This is a genomic window from Bradyrhizobium sp. HKCCYLS3077 (assembly GCF_051167555.1).
Lineage (GTDB): Bacteria > Pseudomonadota > Alphaproteobacteria > Rhizobiales > Xanthobacteraceae > Bradyrhizobium.
This window is the reverse complement of the sequence record NZ_JBNPTH010000010.1, coordinates 36,662-49,141: the sequence shown is the minus strand read 5'-3', so window position 1 is coordinate 49,141 and position 12,480 is coordinate 36,662. Positions and strand designations below refer to the sequence as shown.

4 protein-coding genes (1 of these 4 running past the window's edge) are annotated in these 12,480 nt (G+C 67.5%); all 4 read right to left on the bottom strand.

The annotated features are described in order from the left end of the window. Positions 1 to 24 precede the first annotated feature (24 nt). Positions 25 to 1,068, bottom strand: a complete 1,044-nt coding sequence (locus ACQR0Z_RS31645; RefSeq protein ID WP_434921251.1) for a GNAT family N-acetyltransferase — start codon at positions 1,066 to 1,068, stop codon at positions 25 to 27. A gap of 117 nt (positions 1,069 to 1,185) precedes the next feature. After that, positions 1,186 to 2,931: a cyclic peptide export ABC transporter gene (locus tag ACQR0Z_RS31640; protein WP_434876690.1), complete on the bottom strand. Its 1,746-nt coding sequence runs from the start codon at positions 2,929 to 2,931 to the stop codon at positions 1,186 to 1,188. Beyond that, the gene (locus ACQR0Z_RS31635; RefSeq protein ID WP_434921250.1) at positions 2,928 to 3,911 is read right to left on the bottom strand and encodes an alpha/beta hydrolase; all 984 of its coding nucleotides are present in this window, start codon (positions 3,909 to 3,911) and stop codon (positions 2,928 to 2,930) included. Before ACQR0Z_RS31635 ends, ACQR0Z_RS31640 begins: the two co-directional genes overlap by 4 nt. Before the next feature lie 7 nt (positions 3,912 to 3,918). Next, positions 3,919 to 12,480 carry the 3' portion of a non-ribosomal peptide synthase/polyketide synthase gene (locus ACQR0Z_RS31630; protein WP_434921249.1) on the bottom strand. 7,839 nt of this gene lie beyond the right edge of the window, so 8,562 of the gene's 16,401 nt are visible here — the last part of the coding sequence; its start codon lies beyond the right edge, outside the window — the gene reads right to left on this strand; its stop codon occupies positions 3,919 to 3,921.

The window sequence follows — 12,480 nt, the reverse complement described above, 5'->3', positions numbered from 1 at the left end:
TGATGCTCCGTCCGCGTTGGGTCTTCAGCGTTGCACTTCGTCGGCCGCCGGCTGCCAGAGCCTGTCGCCGAAGAAGCGTTCACGAAGCAACATGACCAGGGTTGCTCGCTTGTGCGGGAAATCGAAGTTCTTGATCCGGGCAAATCCGGCTCGGTCGAGGTTGCGCAACTGCTGGACGTGCGCGGCCGCAGGCTCGCCGACGATGCGCTCGGTCCGGGCATCGTCCAGGAACATGTAGTGCATGAGCGAGGGGAGCCAGGCGGTGATGAAGCGGCGCCCACGGAAGGCGTCCTCGCCGACGATCACGTGCCAGCCGCGGTCGTAGTCGCCCGCATCGTAGAACGGAGCGATCCGGTTTTCCTTGGCCCAATAGAGCTCGAAATAGCCGAAGGGCCGGTCGCCAAAGCAGCCGATCAGCGGCAGCATGTGCGCATCAGCCAACAGACGCGTGAGATAGTGACGATGCTTGTCCAGATCGCCCGCTTCGCTCCAGAACGCGTCCACCCGCGGATCGTTGAGCCATTTGTGCACCCAGGGCAGATCCCGCTCGATATCCACGACCCGGAAATTGACGGTCTCGGACAGCCAGGGGATGAAGCGAGAATAGACGCACCCTTGCGGCTTCGGCGGCCGCAGCGGATGACGTTTGCCGTCCGTCATCACATACGACAACGGAAATGCCGGCCGCGATGCATCCGTCAGCCATCCCGCACGTCGCTGCATCACCATGTCCGGCATCAGTTCCAGCCTGCCATGTCGTGCAACCGCAAGCCCGTCCCGAAGAACGGCAGCGGCCGCCGCCGAGTCATCCAGCGCGACCGCGAGACAGTCGAGCGATGGACTCCAGGCGAACGCCGCCTCGGCCATCGCAGCCACCGCGCTCGACAGCCGGCCGTGATCGAGGCCGTCGCGGACAACGAGTTGCATGCTTTCGCCATGGGGCCGAAGCGACAGCAGTGCCGCCCCGTCCGCCATCACCCGCAGCCCGTCGTCGTCGCGTACGACCGTCATGCCGGCCGTTGCCGGAAACGTCTGAGCTGTTCCCGCGAGGCTCGCCCTTGCATTCATCAGCACCCTCCCCTTGATCGAGCTGCGCGGGCGTTCACCACAGTTTACTCCCGCTCAGGATGTAGATTGTTCCGGACAGCCAAAACAAGAATGTCCGCAGCGCTGCGTTTAGATTAGTTACAAATCACCTGCGTTCGCCGGTGCGTGCGACATCGCCGCGCTGTGCAGAGACACCGCGCGCGGTCCTGTCCGCCTTGCGGCATCGTTGCGCTCCTCTATCGGCTCGACGTCGATCAGCCCGTTGCGCAGGCGCACGATCCGGTCCGCGCAGTGGAAATAACGGTCGTCATGCGAGATCACGACAATCGTCTTGCCGAGGCGCTTCAGATCGGCCAGCAACTCCGTATAGAAGACATGACGAAATGCCGGATCCTGGTCGGCGGCCCATTCGTCGAAGACCAGCACCGGCCGTCCCTCGATCCAGGCATTGATCAGGGCGAGGCGCTTGCGTTGGCCGGTCGACAGATCCGTGGTCGAGAATGCACCGCCGTCGATCGAGACCTTGTGGGCAAGGTCCAGACGATCGAGATAGTGCTGCGCAAGGTCGGCGCGGGGATTGCCCTGCTGCTGGACAAGCGTGTCGAACAGATAGTAGTCCGAGAACACCGTGGTGAAGAGCTGCCGGTAGTCATCGCGGGTGTCGCTGACCACGGGCTTGCCGTCGCGCAGCACCACGCCGCGATCGGGGACGTAAAGCCCGAGCAGAAGCTTGATCAGCGTCGTCTTGCCGCTGCCGTTCTCGCCGACGATGAAGACGATCTCGCCGCGCCGGATGCGCAGATCGAGCGGTCCGATCGTGAAGGGCTGTCCGGCCGAAGGCGTCTCGAACGCGTAGGAGACGCCGCGCAGCTCGATGGACTCGATCTGCTCCGCCGGCCGTGGGGCGGGGTCCGCGAGCAGATCGGCCTCGGCCGTCGCGAACTTGTCAGACATGTCGGCGATGCGCCGCATCGCCACCTGCGCACGACCGAGCGAGGGCAGCATGCCGATCAGCTGGTCGATCGGCCCGCGCATGAACAGCAGCACCAGCACGAAGCCGCTGGAGACCGAGGCCGGACTGTCCGGCCACAGTAGCGGGCGCAGCACCAGCGCCGTCCCGATCACCAGGAACAGAAGCACGGTCCCGAGCGCACGCGCGGTGACGAGCAGATTGATGGCCTTGATCTGGACGTCGCTGATCCGGTCGACCGTCCGCTCGATCAGATCGACATGGACATGGCGGCGGCGCGGGCGGTGAAGACGCAACTCCTTGGCGCCTTCGGCAATCGCGCGGTAGTGTTTCTGCAGATCGTCCTCATATTGACGCGCGAGATTGAACCCCGTCATGCCCCGCCTGCGGGCGAGGAAATGCACGAACGATCCCAGCGCGATCAGGGCGGACGTGACGAGGAACAGCGGCCAGGACAGCACCGCCAGGTAGACGAGGCAGCCGGCGACGATCACGCCCGAGACGAAGAAGGCCGGAAAGAAGAAGGCGAAGTCACTGATCGCGTCGACGTCCTTGGTCAGCACCGGAATCAGCCGATGCGACCGATAGGATTCGAGCTGATCGATCGGCGCCATGAGGATCTTGGCGGCGAGCGACTTGCGCAGCGAGGCGATGATCCGCTGCCCGACCAGATTGGCGCTGATGTCCGAACCGACCGAGCCGATCACGACGAGGACGCAGAGACCCGCAAAAGACGCAACCAGTCCGCCGACATCCCCTGCCCCGGCATAGAGACCGCGATTGACCACCGCGAGCAGGCCCGCGACGCTGGCGCCGCCGAGCAGCCCGAGAAGGATGGCCACGACGAGCAGCATCCAATACGGCCGCAACAGGACGCCGACATGAGTCACTCCGGGATTGGCTGAGGTCGTCATGGCTGGCCGGCTCCCGACTTGGCGGCGAATGCGGTCCTGAGGCTGGCGCCGATATCGGCGCGGGCCTGCAGCGCATCGGGCACGACATTGCCCATGCGCAGGAACTCGTGGATCATGCCCGGATAGACCTTGAGATCGACGGCCACACCGTCCGCGCGCAGCCGTGTGGCATAGTCGTGCCCCTCGTCCGCCAGTGGATCGAACTCGGGCAGCAGCAGCATCGCCGGCGCGACGCCCGCAAGATTGGTGGCGGCGAGCGGCGCGAAGCGCCAATCATGCCGGTCGGCATCACCGCGGAGATAGTGGTTGAAGAACCAGTCCACCGTCTCGCGCTCGAGCAGATAACCCGCACCGTACCTCTCATAGGACTCCGACACCTGCTGCGGGCTAAGCCCGGGATAGGCCAGCACCTGCAGCACCGGCTGCGGCAGACCGCGATCGTCCCGGGCAGCAATCGCGAGCGCCGCCGCCAGTGTGCCGCCCGCGCTGTCGCCGCCGATGGCGACGCGGCGCGGGTCGAGGCCGAGCGCGGGCCCTTCGCGTCCGATCCAGCCGAGTGCATCGACGCAATCCTCGAACGCCGTCGGAAACCGATGCTCGGGCGCGAGCCGATAGGCGATCGACAGCACGGCCACTCCGCTATCCTGCGCCAGGCCGCGGCACAGCGGCTGATGGGAGTCGAGGCTGCCGACGACGAAGCCGCCGCCATGCATGTAGAGCAGCACCGGCATCGGATCGGCCACGTCGGGGCGCCGGGGCGCATAAAGCCTCGCGTCGATCGCCGCACCGTCGCGCGTCGACAGTCGGAGCTTGCGCTCATGCGCGAGCGGCGGTGGATCGTCATCCAGCAGCGGCGACGAGGCATCGAAATCAGCTCGCGCCTGCGCCGGGGTCAGTTGCGGAAACGGGACGCGGACGCCGGACTCCGTCCCCAGCTGGATCATCTCGAGCAACGCCGCGATATCGGGATGAAGGCTCATGATCACCTCATTCGGCTGGTTCTGACTGCAGCGCGGGCGACGTCCGCGCCGGATCGCGCGTGTCGAGCCAGGAGCACATCGCGGACAGCAGGGTTTCATGTCGAAGGATCGCGAAATGGTCGTCACCGGCCACGCCGAGATCCGCCGCGTGAGGGAAGCGTGCCGTCAGCCACTCGCGTTGCGCGGTCCGATGCGAGGTCCACCAGCAGCTTGGAACGGCGACGAGGCGTTCCGGCCAGTCCGCGTCCTGCGCCAATTGTTTCAGGTGTCGTCCCGCACGGAATGCGCCGACGATGTCGTCCACGCCCGGAAGCCGATCGCGAACCCGTGACGACGCCCCGCCGATCGCGCCGCTGACCAGGCGCCTGATCGCCTCGTCGGTTTCGGGCGTGCCGACCAGGCGCATCTGCGCGGTCTCGCCCTCGATCATCGACGGCTGCAGGCTCGGCGCGGCAACGGACAGCAGTCCGAGCAGATCATCGGTCCAATGTGGCTCCGACGTCCGCTGCCGGCCTGGCCGCGCGACGAAGCTGTCGACGAGTCCGAGGCATGCGACAGTCGCGCCCCGCCGCTCGAGTTCGGCCGCGACCAGGCAGGCGATCAGGCCGCCGAGCGACCAGCCGATCAGGTGATACGGCCCTGCCGCCTGCGTCCGCACGATCTCGTCGACATAGTCGACCGCCATGGCCTGGAGCGAGCGATCGGCGAAGTCCGGCGCGATCAGCGTGCGGCACTGCAGCCCGATCAGTTGCCGCCGGCCCTCGAGGCGGCGCGCCAGCGGCGCATAGTCGAACACGGTCCCGAAGCCGCCGTGCAGGCAGAACAGCGGCGACACGCCGGCCACCGCCCCGTTCAGCGGCAGAAGGGCCGACGGCGTCGCCGCGGCTGCGGGCTGCTGGCCGAGCAGCGCGCGGATGGTCGGCTTCTGCAGCAGATCGCGCAGCTTGATCTCGCCACCAAGCACGGGGTCACGGCGCACCCGGGCAATGACCTTCAGGCTGAGCATCGAATTGCCGCCGAGCTCGAAGAAATTGTCGGTGACGCCGACGCGCGCGACACCGAGGACTTCGGCCCAGAGCTTCGCCATCGCGATTTCCGCGGCAGTCTCCGGCGCGACGAAGGCGCTGGCCGGCGCGGCATCCGGCGCAGGCAGCGCGCGCCGGTCCACCTTGCCGCTCGACAGCGTCGGCAGGCGCTCGAGCACGATGATCCTGGCCGGCACCATGTAGGCCGGCAACGTCCGGCGCAGCGCGTCGACCAGCGCCGTGGCCAGCCGCTCGGGTGCCGCGGCATCGCGCATGTCACGCGGCGACACATAGGCCACGAGCTGGCTTCCTGCAGCGCCGGGGACCGCAATCACCGCCGCCTGTGCGACGGTCGGCTCGCGCAGCAGCGCCGACTGGATTTCGCCGAGCTCGATCCTGAAGCCGCTGATCTTCACCTGATCGTCGCTGCGTCCGAGATACTCGATCGTGCCGCTCTCATCCCAGCGCGCCAGATCGCCAGTGCGATACAGCCTTGCGCCGTCATCAGAAGAGAATGGATCGGGGACGAAACGCTCGGCCGTCATGCCGGGCTTGCCGTGGTAGCCACGCGCGAGTCCGAGGCCGCCGATATAGAGCTCGCCGGCGGCGCCAGCCGGAACGAGGTTGAGCGAGCCGTCGAGGATGTAGGCCGTGCGGCGGCCGACGGGAACGCCGATCGGCGCATAGGCTTTCGTGCACTCCGTCTCGCCGTCGACCTTCCAGACCAGTGGCGTCACGACCGTTTCGGTCGGCCCATAGCCGTTGATCAGGATCTGCGGCTTCAGCGCGCGCTTCACCTTGTCGAAGCCAGCCTTCGGCATCGCCTCGCCGCCGAACGAATACAACTTCACCGGCGGCGGATGGCCGCCCTGCTCCACCCATTCCGCGACCTGCTGCAGATAGGCCGGCGGCAGGCCGATATGGGTGACGCGCTCGGCGTGCAGCACGCCGACGGTCCGCTCGGGCGTCCAGAGCTCCGCATCGCGCATGACCAGCCGCGCGCCGTGCGACAGCACCGTGAGCCAGCGTTCATGCGCGCCGTCGAACGCCAGCGACAGGAAATGCAGTTCGCTGCAACTGTCGTCGATCTCGTAGAGCGCGGCCGTCGCGCGGCAATGCATCGCGAGCGGGCCATGCGCCACCGCGACACCCTTCGGACGTCCGGTCGATCCCGACGTGTAGATCAGGTAGGCGAGATTCTCCGCATGCAGAGATATGCGAGGCGCATCGTCCGGTCCGGTATCGACATCGACTCCTTCCGGATCGATGCGGCGGACGCCATCGACGTCGGCGATCCCCGAGCCTGCCAGCAGCATACGCATGCCGGAATCCTGCATCACATAGGCGAGACGATCCGGTGGAAGCTCGGGATCGAGCGGAACATAAGCCCCACCCGCCTTCAGGACGGCCAGCAGCGCCACCATCGTCGAGGCCCGGCGCTCGACGAGCACACCGACGCGCTGGTCGGGCGCGAGGCCCGCGGCCAGGAGATGATGAGCGAGCCGGTTGGCGCGGCGATCGAACTCGCCGAAACTGACGTCCGAGCCGCCGATCGTCAGCGCGACCCGTGCGGGGCTTCGCCGCGCCTGGGCGGCGATGGCCTCGTGAACGAAGGGGGATGATTCTGCAGCCACCGCCTGATCGTTGCAGACACGGGCGCGCTCCACGTCCCAAGCCGTCGCCGTGCCGATCGCGCCCAGCGGCCGCTCCGGCTGCTGGACCAGCACGGCCAGAAGATGCTCGAACTGAGCCCGGATCTGCTCCGCCTCGTCAGCCGCGAAGTGGCTCGGCATATAGGTGAACTCGACCTGCAGCGTGTCCTCGACCACGACCGACAGGTCCATCGGATAGTTGGTGACGTCGACATGGCGCAGGCCGCCGAACTGCAGCCCGTGGTCGCCCTGCAGCAGGCCGCGCTCGACCGGATAGTTCTCGAACACGATGATGCTGTCGAACATCGTCTCGCCGGCACGTCCGGCCCAGCTCTGAATGTCGTAGAGCGGCGTCTGTTCGAAGTCGCGGATCGCCGCGTTGCGGCTCTGGATCGCCCGCAGCCAATCGCCGGCCGCGGTGGCCGCGGGCGGCGTCTCGATCACGGGCAAGGTGTTGATGAACAGGCCGATCATCTGCTCGGCGCCGTCGAGCGCGGCGGGACGGCCGGAGACCGTGACGCCGAAGGTCACCGTCTGCTGGCCGGTGTAGCGCTGCAGCAGCAGCGCCCAGACGCCCTGGATGACCGTGTTGACAGTGATGCGCTCGCGACGGGCGAACGCCTTCAATGCCGCGGTGGCGCGCTCGTCGAGCCGCGTGTAGCAGCGCTGGTGACCACCGGCCTCGCGCTGGCGGGCGCCGAATGCGCCAGCCAATTGCGTCGGCTGATCGAACCCAGCCAATTGTCCGCGCCAGAAGCGCTCCGCGGCGGCGGCATCCTGAGCCACGAGCCAGCCGATGTAGTCGCGGTAGGGTGTCGCGCGCGATGGAAGCGGCTGCCCTGCGTAGCACTGCAGGATCTCGCCGATGAAGCGCGCCGAACTCCAGCCGTCCATCAGGATGTGGTGGTAGGTCCAGATCAGGCGATGACGATCACCGTCCAGTCGCAACAGCCGGACACGCTGCAGCGGCGGCACGGCCAGGTCGAATTCCGCGTCACGTTCCGCCGCCAATGCCGCGGACAGACGGGCCTCGTCGACAACCTCACCCCGCCGGTCCTCGATGACGAACGGCACCAGCAGCTCGCGATAGACGACCTGCAGCGGCGCGCCCGCCAGTTCGCGCCAGAGGAAACCGGTGCGCAGCATCGGATGCCGTGCGGACACCACCTGCCATGCCTCGCGAAGCCGTTCGCCATCGAGCCCGCCGATCTCGACGCTGATCTGGTTGACATAGACGCCACTGCCGACGTCGCGCAGGCTGTGGAACAGCATGCCCTGCTGCATCGGCGACAGCGGATAGACGTCCTCGACTCCGTCGCCGTCGAGGCCATGGCGCGCGAGCTGCGCCGGCGTCAGCCCCGACAGCGCTGCACGCGTCGGCGCGGCTGCCTTCTGCGCGTCGCTTTGGTCGCGGCAGACCGGTGCGAGCAGTTCGATCGTCTGCAGCCGGAACACATCTCTGGGCTCCAGCGCGAGACCGGCACGGCGCGCGCGGCTGACCATCTGCAGCGAAATGATCGAGTCACCGCCGAGCTCGAAGAAATTGTCGGTGACGCCAATGTCGGGCTGTTGCAGCAGCTCGGACCAGACTGCCGCAAGCGCGGCCTCGGTGCGGTTACGTGGCGCAACCCGCTGCCCATCGGCGGGCCGCGCATCCGGCTGCGGCAACGCCTTGCGATCGATCTTGCCGTTCGGCGTCACCGGCAGTCGCGGCAGCACCATCACGCGAGCGGGCACCATGTAGTCGGGCAGCATGGCGACCAAGGCCGCACGCAGCTCCGCGCCGTCGAGCGCGTCTTCGCTGCTGACATAGCCGATCAGCTGGCGGCCGCCCCCGAGCGCCTGGGCCACCACCACGCTGTCGCGCACGCCGGGCAGCGCCCGCAGTCGCGTTTCGATTTCGCCAAGCTCGATCCGGTGGCCGCGAATCTTCACCTGATGATCGGCGCGGCCGACATAGTCGAGCACGCCATCGGCACGCCAGCGCGCGAGATCGCCAGTCCGGTACAGCCGTGCACCGGGAGCACCGAACGGATCGGCAATGAAGCGCTCCGCGCTCAGCGCCGCGCGATTCCAATAGCCGCGCGCCAGACCTTCGCCGCCGATGAAGAGCTCGCCGGCCACGCCGACCGGAGCGTGGTTGAGATCGCCATCGAGCACATGCAGCGTCGTGTTGCCGATCGGGCCACCGAGCACAGGCAGGGGATCGACGGCATCGAGCCGATGGCGCGCCGACCACACCGTGGTCTCGGTCGGTCCAAACAGATTCCAGACCTCTCCGGCCAGCGCGACCAGCCGAAGCGCCAGATCAGGTGCGAGCGCCTCGCCGCCGCTCAACAGCCTGCAGCCGTGCGGCAGCCAATCGGATGCCTGGTCATGATCGAGCAGCATCCGCCAGGTCGATGGCGTGGCCTGCATCATGCTCACGCCATGGCGGGACACGATCGACTTCAGCCTGGCCGGATCATGCGCCGCGTCCCGATCGGCCAGCACGATCTGTGCGCCGTGAGTCAGCGGCAGCCACAGCTCGAGCACGGCGATGTCGAACGACAGCGACGTCAGCCCCAGCACGCGATCTTCGCTGGTCACGCCGGGCTGCTCGGCCATCGTCGCCAGGAAGTTCGTGACCGCGCCATGGCGCACCATCACGCCCTTCGGCAATCCGGTCGAGCCGGACGTGTAGATGACGTAAGCGAGGCTCTCGGGGTGAATGACGATATCCAGATTGCCTGAATCACCCGCTTCTCCGCCTCCGGTCTCGTCGAGCAGCCACGCCTCGGTGCCACCATCAACCAGCACGGCAGCGAAGCGGTCGTTCAATCGAGCTTCCGTCAGCAGCAGCCTGGCGCCGCTATCACGCAACATGTGAGACAAGCGATCCGCAGGATAATCCGGATCGAGCGGCAGATAGGCGGCGCCCGATTTGAGGATCGCGAGCAGCGCCACCAGCATCGTCGCGCTCCGGTCAAGCGCGACGCCGACCACCACATCCGGGCCGACACCGTGCACCACGAGGCGCCGGGCCAGCCGGTTCGCGCGTGCATTGAGTTCAGCGTAGCTGATTGCGACCTCGCCCTGCGCGAGCGCGACCGCCGCGGGGACGCGTGCCGCCTGGCGCTCGATCTGTGCCAAGAAGCCGACCGCGTCGAGCGGAGTAGACGTCTCGTTGACCCGCGCCAGCAACGCGGCATCGGCGGGATCGGCCGCAGCGAGACATCCCACGGCCTGCGCCGTGTCACGGCTGATCGCTGCGAGCAACCGCACGAAGGCGCTCTGCAGCCGGCCGATCTCCACCTCGTCGAAATGGCGATGCTGATAATTGACGACGAGACGTAGCCCGCCATCGAGGGCGACGCTGAGGAACAGCGGATAGTTGCTGGACTCGAGAATGCGGGTGCGGCTGGCGCTCACCGTTCCGCCATTCGTCTTCAACGCGTCGTCGACCGGATAGTTCTCGAACACCACGATGCTGTCGAACAGCGGGCGGCCAGCGCGGCCGGCGATGCGCTGGATGTCGGCGAGCGGCATCCAGCCGTGATCCCGAAGCGCGAGATTGCGATCCTGCAGGTCGCGGAGCCAGGCGCCGACGGGCTGCTCCGGCTTGGCGTGATCGACGATCGGCAAGGTGTTGATGAAGAGCCCGACCATCTCCTCGGCACCGGCCAGTCCGGCCGGCCGGTCGGACACCGTCACGCCGAAGCAGATCGTGGCCTGGCCGGTGTAACGGCGGAGCAGTTGCGCCCAGGCGGCCTGCACCACGGTGTTGAGCGTCACCCGCTCGCGCGTCGCAAACCGCTGCAGCCGCTGGCTGAGCCCGGCATCGACGGTCATCGCGAGCGAGCCGTGTCCGGTGCGCGGCTTCGCGGCCGACGGCGCCAGCAGGCTCGGCTCCTCGAGCGCGGCCAAGGCCGCGCGCCAGAATGCCGCCGACACGGCGTGGTCCTGCGCCTGCAGCCATGCGATGTACTCGCGGTAGCGTGGCGGCCGGGCCGGCAGCGATCCGCTGCCGTGATGCCGCATCACCTCGGCGATGAAGCGGGCCGAGCTCCAGCCGTCCATCAGGATGTGATGGTGCGTCCAGATCAGCCAATGCCGCCCGTCGCCGATCCGGATGAGCCTGACGCGCTGCAAGGGCGGCCGCGCGAGATCGAATCCCTCCGCACGTTCGCGCTCGGCCGCGGCATTCAGCGCATCATCGAGCACCGAGGGGGCGAGCACTGCGGCGCGGGCCCGCCAATCCTCTTCGATGAACGCGACGTCAGCGCTCCGATAGACGACCTGCTGCGGCGGCCCTGAGAGTTCGAGCCACACGAAACCGCTGCGCAGAACGTCATGACGATCACTGACCGCCTGCCACGCCTGCCGCAACCTGCCCGAGTCGAGACCGGTGACCTCGGCGGTGACCTGGTTGACGTAGACGCCCGTCCCATCGTCATGCGACGCGTGGAACAGCATGCCCTGCTGCATCGGCGACAGCGGATAAATGTCTTCGACCTCGCGCCAATCCAGCGCGAGCCCGTCGAGCTCGGCCTGCCCCAGCCGCGACAGCGGAACATCCGAGGGCGTCAGCCCGCGAGCGTCACCTATGCAGTGATCGACCAACTCGCGAAGCGCGGCCTCGAAACAGCCGGCCAGGCGGTCAATGGTCGCGCGGCGATACCGCGTTCTGCTGAAGCCGAACGAGAGCTGCAGACAAGCGTCGCGCACCGCCGCGTTGATGGCGATATCATGTCGCAACAAGCTCGAAGCCGCCCGCGACGGGCCCGCATTCTCGATCGCCATCGTGAACAGCCCGGCCTCGCGCGCCGCGTCGTCGAGCTGGCCGAGATAGTTGAACCCAATCCGCGGCGGCGGGCCTGCTGCCAGCAGACCGCGTTGCGCCTCGGAGCCGAGATAGCGCAGCACGCCATAGCCGAGGCCATGCCTCGGAATCGACCGCAGCATCTCCTTGGTGGTCTTGATCAGCGACGCCGGGTCTTGCGATCCAACGGGCAACGCCACCGGAAACGCCGTCGTGAACCAGCCAATCGTGCGCGACAGGTCGAGCCCGCGGCCGAGCTCCTCGCGGCCATGACCTTCGAGCTCGATGGCCACGGTCTCGACGCCGGACCACTGCCACAGCGCGCGCGCCAGTGCCGACAGCAGGAGGTCGTTGACCTGAGTTCTGTAGGCGATGTGGACCGGTCCGAGCAGCCGCGACGTCAGCTCCGCCTCGATCGAGAGCGACACCTCTTCCGCATCGGCCATCGTGGCAGGTTCGGCGCGGTCATCATCGCATGGCAGGGAGCCGCCGTGCTGCTGGATGGCGCACCAATGATCGAGCTCGGCGGCGACCTCGTTGGACGCTGCGAAGGTCCGGAACGCAGCGCCCCATTGCGCATAGGCATGCGTCTTGGGCGGCAGCGCCGGCTGGGTCCCGTTGCCGAGCTGCGCATAGGCCGAGGCAAGGTCCTCCAGCAGGACGCGCCACGATACGCCGTCGATCACGAGGTGATGGATCACGATCAGCAGGCGCTGCTCACCCCCAGGGAGATCCATGCCGACCATGCGCACCAGCCGTCCGTGCCTGAGCGAGAGGCTTGCCTGAGCCTGCGTGGCGCGGACGGTCACCAACGCAGGATTGTCCAGCGCGCAGGTCTGGAACAGGTCGGAGACCTCAGGCGCGGGCCCATGCTGAGCCTGCCATGCGCCGCCGATCCGTTCGAAGCGCAACCTAAGCGCATCATGATGCGCGACCACGGCCACGGCCGCATCCCGCATCACATCCCAGTCGAGCCGCTGCCGCGGCCGCAGCAGCAGCGCCTGGTTCCAATGATCCGGCTGCTCCAGCTCCTGCTCGAAGAAGCGCAGCTGGATCGGCAGCAAGGGATGTTCGCCGGCAACGGCGCCCTG